General features: G+C 71.6%; 14 protein-coding genes. 10 read left to right on the forward strand and 4 right to left on the reverse strand.

The window, feature by feature from the left end; all coding sequences use genetic code 11:
- Window positions 1-39 precede the first annotated feature (39 nt).
- Window positions 40-1,731, forward strand: a complete 1,692-nt coding sequence (locus MKK67_RS02250) for a DEAD/DEAH box helicase (protein WP_243961889.1) — start codon at window positions 40-42, stop codon at window positions 1,729-1,731.
- A 518-nt stretch (window positions 1,732-2,249) separates the two neighbouring features.
- Here the strand turns inward: MKK67_RS02250 and MKK67_RS02255 are convergent.
- The 3 genes from MKK67_RS02255 to MKK67_RS02265 form a co-directional block, all read right to left on the reverse strand.
- Complete coding sequence (locus tag MKK67_RS02255) at window positions 2,250-3,377, reverse strand: hypothetical protein (protein WP_243961891.1); 1,128 nt, start codon at window positions 3,375-3,377, stop codon at window positions 2,250-2,252.
- A gap of 293 nt (window positions 3,378-3,670) precedes the next feature.
- Window positions 3,671-4,699 carry a patatin-like phospholipase family protein gene (locus MKK67_RS02260; RefSeq protein WP_243961893.1) on the reverse strand — a complete coding sequence of 343 codons (1,029 nt, stop codon included), beginning with the start codon at window positions 4,697-4,699 and terminating at the stop codon, window positions 3,671-3,673.
- A gap of 159 nt (window positions 4,700-4,858) precedes the next feature.
- Window positions 4,859-6,112, reverse strand: coding sequence for a sensor histidine kinase (locus tag MKK67_RS02265; RefSeq protein ID WP_243961895.1), 1,254 nt, complete (start codon window positions 6,110-6,112; stop codon window positions 4,859-4,861).
- Window positions 6,113-6,278: 166 nt separating this feature from the next.
- Between MKK67_RS02265 and MKK67_RS02270 the strand changes: the two genes are divergently transcribed.
- Window positions 6,279-6,542 (forward strand): hypothetical protein, encoded by a 264-nt coding sequence (locus MKK67_RS02270; RefSeq protein WP_243961897.1) that lies wholly within the window; start codon window positions 6,279-6,281, stop codon window positions 6,540-6,542.
- Between the two features lie 212 nt (window positions 6,543-6,754).
- Here MKK67_RS02270 and MKK67_RS02275 read toward each other — a convergent pair whose 3' ends face one another.
- Entirely contained in the window at window positions 6,755-6,949 is a 195-nt protein-coding gene (locus MKK67_RS02275) for a hypothetical protein (RefSeq protein WP_243961899.1), read from the reverse strand.
- Between the two features lie 155 nt (window positions 6,950-7,104).
- On the opposite strand from MKK67_RS02275, the gene MKK67_RS02280 reads away from it, so the two are divergent.
- The 8 genes from MKK67_RS02280 (at window position 7,105) to yjfF (ending at window position 16,778) form a co-directional block, all read left to right on the forward strand.
- Entirely contained in the window at window positions 7,105-7,326 is a 222-nt protein-coding gene (locus tag MKK67_RS02280; RefSeq protein ID WP_243961901.1) for a DUF2945 domain-containing protein, read from the forward strand.
- A gap of 121 nt (window positions 7,327-7,447) precedes the next feature.
- Window positions 7,448-7,948, forward strand: coding sequence for a (2Fe-2S)-binding protein (locus tag MKK67_RS02285; RefSeq protein WP_243961903.1), 501 nt, complete (start codon window positions 7,448-7,450; stop codon window positions 7,946-7,948).
- Window positions 7,945-8,985 carry an FAD binding domain-containing protein gene (locus tag MKK67_RS02290; protein ID WP_243961905.1) on the forward strand — a complete coding sequence of 347 codons (1,041 nt, stop codon included), beginning with the start codon at window positions 7,945-7,947 and terminating at the stop codon, window positions 8,983-8,985. The genes MKK67_RS02285 and MKK67_RS02290 overlap by 4 nt, the downstream gene beginning before the upstream one ends.
- 11 nt (window positions 8,986-8,996) lie before the next feature.
- Window positions 8,997-11,255 carry a xanthine dehydrogenase family protein molybdopterin-binding subunit gene (locus tag MKK67_RS02295; RefSeq protein WP_243961907.1) on the forward strand — a complete coding sequence of 753 codons (2,259 nt, stop codon included), beginning with the start codon at window positions 8,997-8,999 and terminating at the stop codon, window positions 11,253-11,255.
- A 1,033-nt stretch (window positions 11,256-12,288) separates the two neighbouring features.
- Window positions 12,289-13,227, forward strand: coding sequence for a galactofuranose ABC transporter, galactofuranose-binding protein YtfQ (gene ytfQ, locus MKK67_RS02300; protein ID WP_243962002.1), 939 nt, complete (start codon window positions 12,289-12,291; stop codon window positions 13,225-13,227).
- Window positions 13,228-13,255: 28 nt separating this feature from the next.
- Entirely contained in the window at window positions 13,256-14,794 is a 1,539-nt protein-coding gene (locus MKK67_RS02305) for a sugar ABC transporter ATP-binding protein (RefSeq protein WP_243961915.1), read from the forward strand.
- Window positions 14,794-15,765, forward strand: a complete 972-nt coding sequence (locus tag MKK67_RS02310) for an ABC transporter permease (protein WP_243961924.1) — start codon at window positions 14,794-14,796, stop codon at window positions 15,763-15,765. Before MKK67_RS02305 ends, MKK67_RS02310 begins: the two co-directional genes overlap by 1 nt.
- Window positions 15,765-16,778: a galactofuranose ABC transporter, permease protein YjfF gene (yjfF, locus tag MKK67_RS02315; protein ID WP_243961925.1), complete on the forward strand. Its 1,014-nt coding sequence runs from the start codon at window positions 15,765-15,767 to the stop codon at window positions 16,776-16,778. Before MKK67_RS02310 ends, yjfF begins: the two co-directional genes overlap by 1 nt.
- Window positions 16,779-16,791: the final 13 nt, after the last annotated feature.

The following is a 16,791-nucleotide window of genomic DNA, read 5'->3' on the forward strand; positions in this document are numbered from 1 at the left end:
GCCACGGACAGGACGGCCCGACCGGGCTAGACCGCCGCCATGCTGCGCTTGCGGGACTACCAGCGCGCCAGCCTCGACGCGCTCGCGGCCGCCTGGGGGCGGGGAGGGGGCGACGCGGCGGCGCCCGGCCATCTGGTCGTGCTGCCCACCGGGGCCGGCAAGGCCCTGGTCATCGCCGCCCTCGCCCGGGAGGCTGTGACAAAAAACCCCCTCGCCCGGGTGGCGATCGTCACCCACAGCCGCGAGCTCGTCGCCCAGAACTTTTCGGAGTTGACCCGCTACTGGCCGGAGGCGCCGGCCGGCATCTTCTCCGCCGGGCTCGGGCGGCGGGAGGCCGGGGCGCAGGTTCTGGTCTGCGGCATCCAGTCCGTGGCCGACCGGCTCGACGCGGTCGGCCCGCGCGACCTCGTGATCGTCGACGAGGCGCACCTGATTCCCCGCGCCGCCCAGACCCGCTACGGCCGGTTCCTGGCGGGCCTGCAGGCGCTGACGCCCGGGATGCAGGTCGCGGGCTTCACCGCGACCCCCTACCGGCTCGATTCTGGTCGCCTCGACGCCGGCACCGGCCGTCTGTTCGCCGGGATCGCCTACGAGGCCGATACCGGCGACCTGATCCGGCGCGGTTTTCTGGCGCCGCTCGTGTCCAAGGCGACCCTGACCCAGCTCGACGTCTCCGGGGTCGGCCGGCGCGGGGGCGACTACATCCCGGGGGAGCTGGAGGCGGCGGTCAACCGCGACTGGATCACCCGGGCCGCCGTGGCGGAGCTGACGGAATACAGCAGCGGCCGCCGGGCCTGGCTCGCCTTCTGCGCCGGCCTCGCCCATGCCGATGCCGTGCGCGACGCGGTGCGGGCCGAAGGGTATTCCTGCGAGACCGTCTCGGGCGAGACGCCCCGCCGGGAGCGCGACCGGATCGTGTCGGCGTTCCGGGCCGGAAAAATCCGCTGCCTGACCTCGGTGGGCGTGCTCGGCACCGGCTTCAACGCCCCGGAGGTCGACCTCGTGGCGCTGCTGCGTCCGACCCGCAGCACCGGCCTCTACGTCCAGCAGGTCGGCCGGGCGCTGCGCTGCGCCCCCGGCAAGGCCGACGCGCTGATCCTCGACTATGCCGGCCTGGTGCGGATGCACGGGCCGGTGGACGCCGTGACGGCGCAGAGTGCCGCTCAGGTGCTCGGCGGGGCAGGGGGCCTGCGTGCAAAACCCTGCCCCGGCTGCGGAGCCCTGATCGCCCTGAACGCCTCCACCTGCGAGGCCTGCTGGACCGAGCCGGAGACGGAGGAGGAGGGCGCCCCCCTGCACGACGCCGCGGCCGAGGACGAGCTGCCGATCCTCTCGGCCGACATCGGGCCGGCCTCCGAGCCGGCCGGCCCTGCCCCGGAGGCGGAGGCGCCCTGGCATCCGGTGACGGATCTGACCCTGGAGGCGGCCTCGGACGGCCTCGACCTCGTGCTCGGCTGGCGGGACGGCGCCGCCGCGGCCGACTGGCGGGTGCGCCTGCGGCCCGAGCGCAGCGGCTACGAGCGGGAGAAGGCGGTGCTGTGGTGGCGCGGGCTCGGCGGCGGCCGCGACGCGCCGATGGACGCCGCCGGCTTCCTGGAGCAGGCCGAGGCCCTGGCCCGGCCGGCGGCGATCCGGATCCGGGCGGGCCGGCTGTCGGACCAGATCGAATGCCGCGCCCAGGACGGCCGGATCTTCGCCGACCAGAGCCGGCTCGCCGGGCGCACCGCGTGACGTCGCGGGGAGGGCGCTTTCGGCTCGAGTTCCTCGAACCGCCCTCACCCGGTTCCGCCGCTTCGCCGACGCGGCGCTTCTCGGGCGTTCCACCTTCGGCGGCGCCGAGGATCGGGCTGGCCCTCGGAGCTCGACCAGAGCCCGGTCGGGTTTGCCGCTCCGCATTCAGCGGCGAACCCGGCCATCTGGCATGCCAGACCCCCTCACCCGACCTTTCTGATGGTTTTAGTTCCATAATATATCTTATGCGAACTTTGGATGGGGTCGGGAGGGGTGTGGTCGGGCGGTCGGTGGCCTGTTGTTCTGAGATGCCTCAAGGCGCTGGTGCAGGATCAGGCGGCGGCCTTGAACCCCGCCCCGTCATCCCGGGGCCGCGCAGCGGAGCCCGGGATCCAGATCCGCCGGCAGTCCGCGGTCGCGCACCGTCGACGACGCGCGACCGCCGCCTCGGCAGCCTCTCCGGCGGAGACCCGAGCCACGGTCCCACTACCACGCACCGCATTCCGTCGGCGCGGGCGTTACGGCAGTTTCGAGCGCAGCCAGCCGAACAGGCGGCGCCCCGGGAAGCGGGCAGGCGGCATCCGGACTGTGGGTTCGGCCCCCTCCTCCGGGATCGGGCCTTCGTGGAAGCGCGCGCCGAACGACCAGAACTGGTCTCGCCTGGTCCCGATCAGGCCGAGCCCCACGGGCTCGCGGTCGACGTTCGGGCGCATCCGTCCGCCGGCCCAGACGCGCTGCCAGCAGCCACGCCGGGACAGGTCGGCGTCGCGCCAGCCGAGGCGGCCATGGCCGGCGACGGCGAAGACCCGTTCGCCGCCGAACGCCTCCGGGATCCACACCCAGGTCGAGAACACGTAGGCCTTGTCGGTGCCGAGGCGGGCCGGGTCGACCGCCCGCGTATAGGCGCTGAGCGCCAGGGTCGGGTGCCGCCCGGCATGCCGGCGCAGGCCGCCCGGCAGCGTCAGGGCGTCCGCGAAGGCCCCCGCCCCCAGATCGGTCGGCGCCTGGCCGTGCTCCAGCGCGTAGGCGCTGTCGACCAGGTGGAGCCAGGGTTCGAGATCGACCTCCCAGGCCTGCTCGGTCGGGGCGAAGCGGCGCACCTGCCCCGCGATCACCCGGTCGGCGACCCGCCGGGCGGGCTCCGGGCGCCAATCCGGCCCGGCCTCGGTGACGCGCAGCAGCGTCGAGGGACCGTGCGCCCAGACCGCCTCGGACAGGTGCGCGAACTCGGATTCCGGAGCGTCGCGGCCGACCTTGCGGACCAGGATCTTCGACCCGTCGGCGAGGTCGTCCAGCATCTTGCGCTTCAGGTGGGCGAGGCGGCCGTATTCGCGCTCGACCAGCACCTCCGGGTCGATCGAGCCGGCGGCATGGCCGGTGTTCGCCCAGATGTTGTAGGCCACGCTGTGGCAGTAATAGGTGCCCCCGGCGCTCACCGCGATGCGCAGGTCGCCCGGCACGCCGAAATCCGCGAAGCCGCAGCGCAGGCCGCGGATCAGGTCCGCCATCGGCGTGTAGGAGAACCGCAGCAGCCCGGACGGCTCAACGCCGCCGTAGCGCTGCACGAAGCCGAACTCGCAATTGTCACCCAGGCTCCGAAACCCGTGGAGCCGCTCCGAAAGCCTCGCGGCCGCCGCGTTCCTCATCCCGGTCACTGTCGTTCGCTCTGATCCACCGAGCCCTTTCGCGACAGATCGCGGTGTCCGCCCGGGTTTGTCCAGCCCCGTGCGCACATGGGCGCCGCCGCAGGGCCGGCGCGACCGGCGCGACCGGCCCGGGAGGAGGGGGTGTTTTTTGGTCTCCGGTGCCCTGGAGCCCCCTCCCCGGCCCCTAGCGGATTCCCGGAATGCGCGCTCCTTCCCCTTGCAGGGATGGGAAAACGCACAGTGCTTCAAGCGCTTACGGACCGATGCGACGGGTGAATCCCGTTGCCCTGGCCTCAGGGCGCGATGGCGGCCTCCAGGGTCTGAAGGCTCGAATCCGCGCCGATCGCGTGGCCGCTCTCGGCCAGCCAGCGCTCGGCGGTGGCGCGGCCGAGGTCGCGCAGGGCGCCGATCGTCGACCAGCGGGTGTCGAGCTTGCTGATCTCGCCCCCGGCCAGCTCGCAGGGCGCCTGCAGCAGGTGGATGTTGATGTCGGCGATGGCGCGCATCCGGGCATCCTGAGTGTCCGTCTCCCGGGCGTAGCGCTGCAATTCGGTCAGCGCCTTCAGGTCGCGCATCAGGCAGGCGTTGAAGCTGATGTCGCTGACCCGCCCGGCGATCTCGGAGGGCAGCAGACCGATCGCGTCGGTCACGAACGGCGTCAGCTGCAGAACGATCAGGTCGGTGGCGCCGTGGCCGTTGAACACCAGCGGCTCCAGGGCCGGGTTGGCGGCGTAGCCGCCGTCCCAGTAGCGCCGGCCGTCGATCTCCACCGGGGCGAACAGCTCCGGCAGGCACGAGGAGGCCATCAGCGCCTTCAGGGTGACCTCGGGGCCGGTGAACAGCCGCGCCGCCCCGGTCAGGATGTCGGTGGCCGAGACGTAGAGCGGCACCCGCTCCTGCCGGGCGACGGTCTCGAGATCGATGCTGGCGCGCACCACCGCCTGGAACAGGTGCATGTCGCGTAACGTCGGCAGGAACGGCGAGACGTAGGCCGAGGCCTCGCGGAACAGGGCCAGGGACCGGGCGACGAACGGATCCAGGAACGGGTCGAACGCGGCCCCGAATCCCTCGAAGCCGCGCAGGGGCGAGCGCTCGGCGGTCGCCCGCCACAGCCGCTCCAGGGCCTGCCGGCCGCCGTCGTCGCCGCCGGTGGCCAGCCCCGCCACCAGGGCGGCGCCGTTCAGCGCGCCGGCGCTGGCACCGCTGACCGCGACGATCTCGATATGCTCCTCCAGCAGCCGGTCGATCACCCCCCAGCCATAGGCGCCGTAGGAGCCGCCACCCTGCAGCCCGAGGGCCACGCGCGGTTTCATCTGTGCCATCGTCCCTGCCGATCCTGCGCGCGCGGGCATCATCCCGAAAGGTGCATCACCCCGAAAGGTGGTTGTCGGCTTTCGGGAGGATGCGCAATGAAAGACCCGGCGCCGGCGGCAACGCGCCTGCCCGCCGATCGCTGCAACCCCCACGACCTGTTCGCCAGATCAGGTCGCCAGCGGCACGTCCAGCCGGAAGCAGGTCCCCTGCCCCGTCCGCGGCAGCGTGAGATTGCCGCCGAGCTGCCGGGTGAGGCTGCCCACCACCCGCATGCCGAGGCTCTTCGAGGCGCGGCCGATCTCGAAATCCGCCGGCAGCCCGACGCCGTCGTCGGCGACCTCGACCACCAGGGTGTCGAGTTCGCGCTCGGCCCGGACCCGGATCGCGCCGCCCTCCGGGTGCGTCTCGGGCGGGTAGGCGTATTTGAGGGCGTTGGTGACGAGCTCGTTGACCAGGAGCCCGATCGGGATCGCCCGGTCGGCCGAGATCCGCTGCGGGGCCGCCGTGCAGGTGAGGTGCAGGCCCGGCGCGCCGCTGTCGAGATTGGCCACCAGCTTCTCCAGGAAGGGTGCGAGATCGAGCTCGCCGGGCACGCCCTCCCCTTCCCCATCGCCGGTTTTGTCTCCTTGCCGCCAGAGCTGGTCGTGGACGCCGGCGATGGCCTCGACGCGGCTGCGCGCATCCGACAGGGCCGCGTGCACGGCGGGCTCGGCCTCGGCGGCCCGGGCCTGGAGGGCGAGCAGGCTCGCCACGATGGCGAGGCTGTTCTTGACCCGGTGGCTCATCTCGCGGGCCAGAAGGTCCTGCCGGGCGAGCGCGGCGCGCAGCAGGTTCTCGGTCCGCTGGCGCTCGATTGCGCCGCCGAGCAGGTTGGCGAAACCCTGCATGAAGGCGATATCGGCCTCCTCGAACATGCCCTCGCGGGTGTCGTCCACCTCCAGCACCCCGAAGGCGCCGTCCCGGTTCTCGATCAGCACGTTGATCGCCCGGCGGATGCCGTGCTCGGCCATGAGCTGGGGCGTGCGGAAGCGGGTCTCCTCGGCCAGGTGGTTCGAGATCACCGGGCTGCCGGTCTTGAGGGCGAAGCCCGCCGGGGAGGCGAGGTCGGCCCCGACCCGGGCCTGCCCGATCACGTCGGGCCCCCAGCCGACGCCGGCGCGCACCAGCAGCGTGTCCTCGCCGCGGCGGTATTCCAGCGCCTTGCAGAACTCGGCGCCCATCCCCTGCGCGCACAGCTCCGCGGCCCGCTGCAGCAGGTGGTCGACATCGGTGCCGCGCAGGGCCTCGACGCCGAACTCGGACAGGATCACCTGCTGGCGCAGGCGGTAGCCGAGATCGGGCGGCGCGAGGCCCGGCGCGGCGGGGTCCTCGGGGGCGTCCGGGCTGGGTTCCACGGCGGTGCGATCGATCTGTGCGGTCATGGGCGGCGGCAGAGTAGCAGGAAGGTGGTCCCAGGGCGACGCGGGTCCGCCTAGCCCCCGGCGGAGCCGCCGTCGTCGCACCGGATCGTCGCACCTCCGCCCATCCTCGGACCCCGCAGCGCCGGGCGGCGTTCCGTCAGTCCAACCCGTCTCGATGGAGGGCCCCATGGCCGACGAAGTGAACGGACTCTCCGACAAGGCGCTCTCGATCTTCGCCTTCGCAGCCTATCACCGCCTCGTCAGCGGCGAGCGGGTCACCTCGGTCATCCGCAAGGACGGCGCCGGGCACGAGGCCGATCCGCAGGGCGTGAAGGAGCTCGAGGAGCGCGGCCTCGTCACCGCCGGCGAGACCGATATCGACCTCGGCGACACCGCCCAGGCCACGGTCGAGGCGATGGTCGCGGCGTTGCGCGGGGAAGTCGGGCGCTGAGGCCCGCCCGCTGCGTCTCGGATCGACTCATCGATCGGTGATGGGACGGGAGCGTATAGATCATCGTGTCATTCCGGGGGGCCGCAGGCGAGCCCGGAATCCAGAGCCTCCGAAGCTGCAAGACTTGGCACACCTGCGTCTCTGGATTCCGGGCTCCGCTGCGCGGCCCCGGAATGACACGGTGGGTGTTCGGAGGTCGATGCAACCGCTGATCAGGGAGACGAACAAGACCTTCCCCCGCGATCATCCTCCGTTGATGGGAAGCGGTCCGCAAGCGCGCGGTCCACGGCGTCCAGAGCCGCATCGAGTTCGGCCTCGCCCACAGAACCGCCGGCCGCGATGGAAGCGTTAAGCGTCTCGCACAAAGCCTGGATCCGCGCCTCACGGTTCGCAATCGAGAGATCCATGGCGCCAACCTCCTCAGGCCCCCCGTCAGGATAACAGACATCGCGCATGCGGAAGCCCCCCGTCGCGCCCGGACCTGCGGCATCCCGGCCGTGGAAACCCGGGAACGCCCCTGCCCCCGGCAGCCTTCTCCCGCACCAGACGATGGAGCGCGCGGATGAGCAAGGCGGACGTGAAGACCGGGGACGACGTAACCTACAAGTGGGGCAAGGGCACCGTCGAGGGCGAGGTGACCAAGGTCCACACCAAGGATGTCGAGAAGACCATCAAGGGCAATACGGTCAAGCGTGAGGCCTCGAAGGACGAGCCCGCCGTGGAGATCAAGACCGAGAAGGGCAAGACCGTCCTCAAGTCCGTCTCCGAGGTGACGGTCAAGTAAGCCGATCCGCGCAGGCAGGCTGCGTTGTGAGGTGGCGCACATGAGCCCCGCCCCGGGCCTCGCCGGGGGCGGGGTGCCGGCTATCTGTAACGGTTCCAGCCTTTGCCAGCCGGGACCCAGCATGAATATTCCCCTCAGGCTCACCCTGAACGGGCAGGCCCGCGAGATCGCCCTCGATGATCCGCGCGTCACCCTCCTCGATCTCCTGCGCGAACGCCTCGGCCTGACCGGCGCCAAGAAGGGCTGCGACCGCGGCCAGTGCGGCGCCTGCACGGTGCTGGTGGATGGCCGGCGGATCAATGCCTGCCTCACCCTCGCCGTGAGCCTCGACGGCGCCGAGATCCTGACCATCGAGGGGCTGGCCGAGGGCGACCGGCTTCACCCGGTCCAGGCGGCCTTCATCGCCCATGACGGCTTCCAGTGCGGGTTCTGCACCCCCGGCCAGATCATGAGCGCGGTCGGGCTGATCCGCGAGGGCCAAGCCGGCACCGATCCCGAGCGCATCCGCGAGGGCATGAGCGGCAACCTCTGCCGCTGCGGCGCCTATGCCGGCATCCTCGACGCGGTGCAGGAGGCGTCGCGCCCCACCGGACAGGTCGAGCAGCGGGAGGACGCGGCGTGAGGAATTTCGACTACATCCGCCCTGCGAGCCTGCCGGAGGCCGTCGCGGCCGGGCAACAGCCCGACACCGCCTATCTCGCCGCCGGCACCAACCTGGTCGACCTGATGAAGGGCGGCGTCACCGCGCCCGCCCGGATCGTCGACATCACCCGGCTGCCGGGTCTCTCCAGCATCGAGCAGCTGCCGGACGGCGGCACCCGGATCGGCGCGCTCGTGCGCAACAGCGACCTCGCCTACGACCCGAGGGTCGAAAAGACCTACCCGATGGTGGCCGAGGCCCTGCTGGCCGGCGCCTCGGCGCAGCTGCGCAACGCCGCCACGGTGGGCGGCAACCTGATGCAGCGCACCCGCTGCCCGTTCTTCACCGACGCGGTCTCGGCCTGCAACAAGCGCGAACCCGGCTCCGGCTGCGCGGCGCTCGGGCACGCCACCCGGATCCATGCCGTGCAGGGCTGGAGCGAGCACTGCATCGCCACCAACCCGTCCGATTTCTGCGTGCCGCTCGCCGCCCTCGACGCGGTGGTCGAGATCGCCGGGCCGGACGGCGCCCGGGAGGTGCCGCTGACCGCGTTCCACAATCTCCCCGGCGACCATCCCGAGCACGAGACGGCGCTCCGCCCGGCCGAGCTGATCACCGCCCTGCGCCTGCCCCCCGAGGCGGCGTCGTTCCGGGCCAATGCCCGCTACCTGAAGGTCCGCGACCGCACCTCCTACGCCTTCGCGGTGGTCTCGGCTGCCGCCGCCCTCACGTTCGAGGGCGAAACAATCGGCCGGGCCCGGCTCGCCTTCGGCGGCCTCGCGCTCAAGCCCTGGCGGGTGGAGGCGGCCGAGGCCGCGCTCGCCGGCCAGGCGCCCTCCCCCGAGGCCTACGCCAAGGCCGCCGCTCTGGCGCTCGACGGTGCCAAGCCCACCGGCGAGGCCAACGCCTTCAAGATCGAGCTCGCCCGCCGCGTCGCGGTCCGGGCGCTGACGCTGGCGGCCGCCGGGACCCCCGCCCGGATCCCGGCGCTCCCCGCCTCCCCGTTCGGCATCGTCTGAGGACAGACCGCATGACCGCGACCGCAACACCCCTGAATCCCGCCGCCGGCACCCGCCACGGCTCCAGCATCGGCCAGCCGCTGACCCGGCGGGACGGCCCGCTCAAGGTGACCGGCCAGGCCCGGTTCTCCGCCGACAACCTGCCCCCCGGCACGCTGCACGCGGCGCTCTGCGTCGCCCGGATCGCCAAGGGCCGGGTCACCGGCCTGAACCGGTCCGCCGCCGAGGCCCATCCGGGCGTCGTCGCGGTGATGACCCCGGAGAACGCCCCGAAACTCGCCCAGGACCCGGACGCCAAGGCCGGGCCGTTCATCTTCCGCCTGGACCTGCTGCAGAACGACCGGGTCCGCTACGCCAACCAGCCGATCGCCGTGGTCATCGCCGAGACCCTGGAAGCCGCCACCGAGGGCGCGCGGCTGCTGGCGCCGACCTACGCGACCGAGACGCCGCGCATCGGCCTCGATGCCGGGGACGTGTTCACCCCGGATTCGGTGGGCGTCGGCGCGGCCCCGTCCGAGAGCGACGGCGATGTCGAGGCGGGCCTGGCGGCCGCGTCGCGCACCATCGCGGCCACCTACGAGACCCCCGCCCAGTACCACAACGCCATGGAGCCCCACGCGGCCCTGGCCCAGTGGGACGGCGACCGGCTGACCCTGCACATGCCGACCCAGGGCCTGGCGATCTCGCAAGGTAGGCTCGCCGGTCTGTTCGGGATCAAGCCCGACGACATCCATATCGAGAGCCCCTATCTCGGCGGCGGCTTCGGGTCGAAGGGCGTGCCCTCGGGCCCGCAGGTGCTCGCCTGCATGGCGGCCCGGATGGTCGGGCGGCCGGTCAAGCTGGTGCCGACCCGCTCGCAGATGTACGGCCCGATGGGCCATCGCGGCCCGACCCGCCAGACGCTGCGGCTCGGCACCGACGCGGCCGGCAAGCTCACGGCTTTGGACCACCACATCCTCACCGCCTCGTCGAGCTTCGACGACTTCTTCGAGCCGGCGGGCCGGGCCACCAGCACCCTCTACGCCAGCCCGGCCATCGCCATCCGGCACGAGGCGGTGCGGCTCGATACCGGCACGCCCCTGTTCATGCGCGCCCCCGGCGAGGCCACCGGCAGCGTCGCCCTGGAGAGCGCGCTGGACGAGATGGCCCACGAGCTCGGCATGGACCCGCTGGAGTTCCGGCTGGCCAACTACGCCGAGGTCGAGCCGATCACCGGCAAGCCGTTCTCCTCGAAGGCCCTGCGCGAGTGCTACCGGCGCGGCGCCGAGGCGTTCGGCTGGGCCGGCCGCCCGCTGCAGCCCCGCCAGACCCGGGACAAGGACGGCTTTTTGGTCGGCATCGGCATGGGCACCGCCACCTTCCCGGCCCTGATCTTCGAGGGGCTAGCCCGGGCCGAGATCCGCGCCGACGGCACCGGCACGGTGGAGCTCGGGGCGATCGACATGGGCCAGGGCGCCTGGACCGCGCTCGCCCAGATCGCCGCCGACGGGCTCGGGATCGGCATGGAGGCCCTCACCTTCCGGATGGGGTCTTCCGATCTTCCGAATGCCGGCATCGCGGGCGGCTCGGGCCATACCGCCACGGCCGGCAACGCGATCCATGCCGCGGCCGGCGACGTGATCGCCCAGCTGGCCAAGCTCGCCACCGACGACCCCGCCTCCCCGCTCTACGGCGCGGGCAATGCCGGCGTGACCGCCGCGGACGGCCGCCTGACCCGGCGCGACGACCCGAGCCGGAGCGAATCGTTCGCCGACATCCTCAAGCGGGCCGGACGGGCCAGCATCGAGGGCCAGGGCAAGGCCGGGGCCGACCCGGCGGCCCAAAAGTCCTACGCGATGCACGCCCACGGGGCGGTCTTCGCCGAGGTGAAGGTCGATCCTGACTTGGGCCAGATCCGGGTCAGCCGGCTGGTCGGCGCCTTCGCGGCCGGCCGGGTGATCAACCCCCGGCTGGTCCAGAGCCAGTATTACGGCGGCATGATCTGGGGTCTGTCCTTCGCCCTGCACGAGCGGGCCGAGATGGACCCGCGCACCGGCCGCTTCCTCAACGACAACCTGGCCGAATACCACCTGCCGGTGAACGCCGACATCCCGGCCATGGAGGCGATCCTGGTCCACGAGGACGATTCCGTGGTCAACGCGCTCGGCGTGAAAGGTGTCGGCGAGATCGGCATCACCGGCACGGTCGGCGCCATCGCCAACGCGGTCTGGCACGCCACCGGCGTGCGGGTGCGCGAGATGCCGATCACCCTGGACAAGCTCCTGGGCTGATCCCGGCGGGTCGGACGACTCGAACGGCCAGAACCCTGCCCCGTCGGGCAGGGTTTTTTTATTGTTTGCCGGGCCGCTTGCCCCGACCGAGGGACGACACGGGCTCGAAGCGCCGCCTCTCCCGTGCGGGGGACCAAATTTACTGATCGCGCTCGGTCGTAAGCGCCCGAAACATCACGCATTTTCCCCTCCCCCTTGCGGGGAGGGGTTAGGGGTGGGGGTGGTGCCGGATGGGGCGCATCGGTGCCCCCTGAACCACCCCCACCTCCAACTTCTCCCCGCCAGAGCTACGGGCGACACAGGTTGGGAAATTCATCTCCCGAGGATTGATACCCCATACCTGATAACCCGCGCCGTCATTCCGGGTCGCCGCAGGCGAGCCCGGAATCCAGAAACACCGTCGGTGCAAGAGTTTGGCACGTCGGCGGCTCTGGATCCCGGGCTCCGCTGCGCGGCCCCGGGATGACGGCGCGGGGGCGGCATCGGTCGGGCCTTCGCTTGAAGAAGACGACTGAGCCTTCCGCCCTGAGGAGAGATGAAAATTCCAACCCGTGTAGCCCGTAGCCCCTCTGCGGGGGAGGGAAAGGCGCGTGACCTCATTCGGCCCCCCGTAAACTCATACAATTTGATCTGCGGAAAACTGTGCGCTAGGCGAATCGCCGGCTCGGCACCTGCCGGAAAGCCGATCGCTGCGCGGCGACCAGCCTCTCGGAACGCGCGGCGGCAAAGGCGAATAGCGCTTGTCGGGAACCCGTTGCGGCAAGGCGGCTTGCCGTCTCCCAAAATCGTCCAACGATAGCAAAGGCCTGGAATGAAGAGCTGTTTCCCTGGGCGGGCAGCCGATGTGCAGAGGCGAAGAGTGCCGGCGCCCCAGCCTCGGCCGCTCGGTCAACAACCCCAGGGATGCGTTGCGAGACCGGCTGTTCAACGCGCCGCGCATATGTCATACATATGGCGACCGATCGCTCTGAAGAGGCGGCGGACGCATTCATAGGGGGGGACGTCGATGAGAGGCACCATTTCCATCAAGGCCATGCTCGCGGGCATGATCCTCGCGTGGGGCGGCGGGGCCCAGGCGGCTTCGCTGACCGTCGGGTTCTCGCAGATCGGGTCCGAATCCGGCTGGCGCGCCGCCGAGACGACCGTGACCAAGGACGAGGCCAAGAAGCGCGGCATCACCGTCAAGATCGCCGACGCGCAGCAGAAGCAGGAAAACCAGATCAAGGCGATCCGGTCCTTCGTGGCCCAGGGGGTCGACGCGATCCTGCTCGCCCCGGTGGTCGCCACCGGCTGGGATGCGGTGCTCAAGGAAGCCCGCGACGCGAAGATCCCGGTGATCCTGCTCGACCGCGACATCGATCCCGCCGGCAAGGACCTCTACCTGACCGCCGTCACCTCCGACAGCGTCGAGGAGGGACGCGTCGCCGGCACCTGGCTGACCAAGACGGTCGGCGAAAAACCCTGCAACGTGGTCGAGCTCCAGGGCACGGTCGGCGCCAGCGTCGCCACCAACCGCAAGAAGGGCTTTGACGCCGCCATCGCGCCCCACGCCAACATCAAGCTCGTGCGCAGCCAGACCGGCGACTTCACCCGGGCCAAGGGCAAGGAGGTGATGGAGAGCTTCATCAAGGCGGAGGGCGGCCGCTCGATCTGCGCGGTCTACGCCCACAACGACGACATGATGGTCGGCGCCATCCAGGCGATGAAGGAGGCCGGCCTGAAGCCCGGCAAGGAGATCCTGACGGTCTCGATCGACGCGGTGCCCGACATCTTCAAGGCGATCGCCGCCGGCGAGGCCAACGCCACCGTCGAGCTCACCCCCGACATGGCCGGCCCGGCCTTCGACGTGCTTAAGGCCTACAAGGACAAGGGCACCGTCCCGCCCAAGTGGATCCAGACCGAGTCGAAGCTCTACACGGCCGCGGATGATCCGATGAAGGTCTACAACAGCAAGAAGAACCTCGGCTACTGACGCACTGACCGACCACTGCGATCGCATCGTGTCCGATTCCGTCCTGCTCAGCGTCCGCGGGCTCTCCAAGAGCTTCGCCGGGCACCAGGCCCTCGCAGGGGTCGACTTCACCTTGCGCCGGGGAGAGATCCACGCCCTCCTCGGCGAGAACGGCGCCGGCAAGTCGACCTTCATCAAGACCCTGACCGGCGTCGTCCGGCGCGATGCCGGCGAGGTCTGGCTCGACGGCGCGCCGATCGCCCCGCGCTCGGCTGAAGCCGCGGCGCGGGCCGGCATCGCCACGGTCTACCAGGAGGTCGGCCTGCTGCCGAACCTCACCGTGGCCCAGAACCTGTTCCTCGGCCGCGAGCCGACCCGGTTCGGACTCGTGCGCACCCGGGAGATGCGAAAGCGTTCGGCCGAACTCCTGGCCGATTTCGGCCTGTCGATCGATGTCGGCGCGCCGCTCGGCCGCTACCCGGTGGCGGTGCAGCACCTCGTGGCGATCGCCCGGGCGGTGGATCTCTCGGCCCGGGCGCTGATCCTCGACGAGCCGACCGCGAGCCTCGACACCCATGAGGTCACGGTGCTGTTCGGCGTGATGCGCCGCCTCGCCGAGCGGGGGATCGGCATCGTCTTCGTGACCCACTTCCTGGAGCAGGTCTACGCGATCACCGACCGGATCACGGTCCTGCGCAACGGCCGGCTGGTGACCGAGCGCGAGACCGCGCGTTTCCCGCGCATCGAGCTCGTGCACACGATGCTGGGCCACGACCTCGCCGAGACCGAGGCGCGGGCGGAGCCGGCGGACCGGGCGTCACAGAAAGAATCCGGGACGCCGGTCCTGCAGGCGGAAGGGCTCGGCAAGGCCGGCTACCTCCAGCCCGTCGACCTAGCCGTGGGAAGCGGCGAGGTGGTCGGCCTCGCGGGCCTCCTCGGCTCCGGGCGGACCGAGACCGCCCGCCTGCTGTTCGGCGCCGAGCGGGCCGATCGCGGCCGCATCCTGCTCGACGGCAAGCCGGTCCGGATCACCGGCCCCCGGGACGCCCTGCGCCACCGGTTCGGCTACTGCCCGGAGGAGCGCAAGACCGAGGGTATCGTCGCCGACCTGACGGTGCGGGAGAACATCGTGCTGGCCCTGCAGGCTCGGCGCGGCCCGTTCCGGCCCCTCGGCCGGGCGGCCCAGGACAAGATCGCCCGCGACTTCATCACGATGCTCGACATCCGCCCGCCCGATCCGGAGCGGCCGATCGGGCTCCTGTCCGGGGGCAACCAGCAGAAGGCCCTGCTGGCGCGCTGGCTCGCCACTGAGCCGCGCCTGCTGATCCTCGACGAGCCGACCCGCGGCATCGATGTCGGGGCCCATGCGGAGATCATCCGGCTGATCCGCCGGCTCTGCGACGAGGGCCTCGCCCTCTTGGTGATCTCCTCGGAGCTCGAGGAGATCGTGACCTATTCCGACCGGGTGATCGTGATGCGCGACCGCGCCCAGGTGGCCGAGCTCGCCGGCAGCGCGATCGACCTCACCGCCATCCTCCGGGCGATCGCCGCCGAGGCGGCGTCCGCACCGGTCCCGGAACCTGCCTGATGCGCGTCCTTCGCTCCGGAGCGCCCCAGCTCCTCGCCTTCGCGGCCGTGCTCCTGGCCGACCGGCTCGCCTCGCCGCAATTCCTCGCGGTGCATCTCCAGGACGGGCGCCTGTTCGGCAGCCTCGTCGACGTGTTCAACCGCGGCGCGCCGGTGGCGCTGCTGTCGCTCGGCATGGTGCTGGTGGTCGCCACCGGCGGCATCGACCTGTCGGTGGGCGCCGTGATGGCCATCGCGGGCGCCGTCGCGGCGAGCCTGGCGGACAGCTACCCCCTGCCGGTGGTCCTCGCCGCCGCCCTCGGCACCGGGCTCGCCTGCGGGCTGTGGAACGGGTTTCTGGTGGCGAGCCTGCGGATCCAGCCGATCGTCGCCACCCTGATCCTGATGGTCGCCGGCCGGGGCATCGCCCAGCTGATCACCGAGGGGCGCATCGTCACCTTCGCGTCCTCCGAGCTGGCCTTCCTGGGCGGCGGCGCGCTGCTGGGGGTGCCGATGCCGGTGGTGCTGGTCCTCGCCATGCTGCTCCTGACGCTGGCCCTGGTGCGTGGCTCGGCGCTCGGCCTGATGATCGAGGCGACCGGCGGCAATGCCCGCGCCAGCGCGCTCGCCGGCATCGACACCCGGTCGGTGACGGTGGCGGTCTATGCCTGGAGCGGCCTCTGCGCGGCGCTCGCCGGCGTGGTCGCGGCGGCCGACATCCTGGGGGCGGATGCCAACAATGCCGGGCTGTGGCTGGAGCTCGACGCGATCCTGGCCGTGGTGGTGGCCGGCTCTTCGCTCCTCGGCGGGCGGTTCAGCCTGTGGCTGGCGGTGCTCGGGGCCTTCATCATCCAGGCGATGAACACCGGCATCCTGCTCTCCGGCCTGCCGCCGGAACTGAACCTCGTGGTCAAGGCCGCGGTGGTGCTGGCGGTGCTCCTCGTCCAGTCGCCCCGCCTGTCGGGCCTCACCCTGCTGCTGCGGAAGCCGTGATGAGCCGCAACCTCCCGGTCCTGGTCGCCGCGCTCCTGTTCGCGGTCGGCTACGTCCTCTGCGCCACCCAGTTCCCCGCCTTCCTGACCACCCGGGTCGTCGGCAACCTGCTCACCGACAACGCCTTCCTGGGCATCGTCGCGGTCGGCACGACCTTCGTGATCATCTCGGGCGGCATCGACCTCTCGGTCGGCTCGGTGGTCGGCTTCACCACGGTGTTCCTGGCGCTCGCCATCGACCGCTGGGGGATCCCGCCGCTGGCCGCCTTCGGGATCGTGCTCGGGGCCGCCGCCCTGTTCGGCGCCGCGATGGGCGCGCTGATCCACGTCTTCGAGATGCCGCCCTTCATCGTGACCCTGGCCGGCATGTTCCTGGCCCGGGGCGCCGGCTTCCTGCTCTCTACCGAATCGGTCCCGATCAATGCGCCGCTCTACAGCGCGGTCGCCGACCTGTCGGTGAGCCTGCCCGGCGGCGGGCGGCTGACCCTGACGGCCTGCGTGATGCTCGCCGTGTTCCTGGTGGGCGGGGTGCTGCTCCACGCCACGCGCTTCGGCGCCACCGTCTATGCGCTGGGCGGCAGCCGCCACACCACCGGGCTGATGGGCGTGCGGGTCGGGCGCAACACCATCGCGATCTACGCGCTGTCGAGCCTGCTCGCGGCGCTCGCCGGGATCGTGTTCTCCCTCGACACCGCCTCGGGCACGCCGCTCTCGGCGGTCGGCGTCGAGCTCGACGCCATCGCGGCGGTGGTGATCGGCGGCACGCTGCTCACCGGCGGCCAGGGCGGCATCCTGGGCACGTTCCTCGGCGTCATGATCGGCGGCCTGATCCAGACGGCCATCACCTTCGACGGCACCCTGTCGAGCTGGTGGACCAAGATCGCCACCGGCCTGCTGCTCTTCGCCTTCATCGCCCTGCAGCAGGGCTCGGTAGCGCTCGCCGGGCGCCCCGGCCGGGCCGCCCGCCCCCGCCCGGAACAGCCGGTCGGCCGGCCGGTCGAAGCCCGCCCCTGACAGGGGCGGATCT

It is taken from the genome of Methylobacterium sp. J-072 (genome assembly GCF_022829425.1).
GTDB lineage: Bacteria > Pseudomonadota > Alphaproteobacteria > Rhizobiales > Beijerinckiaceae > Methylobacterium.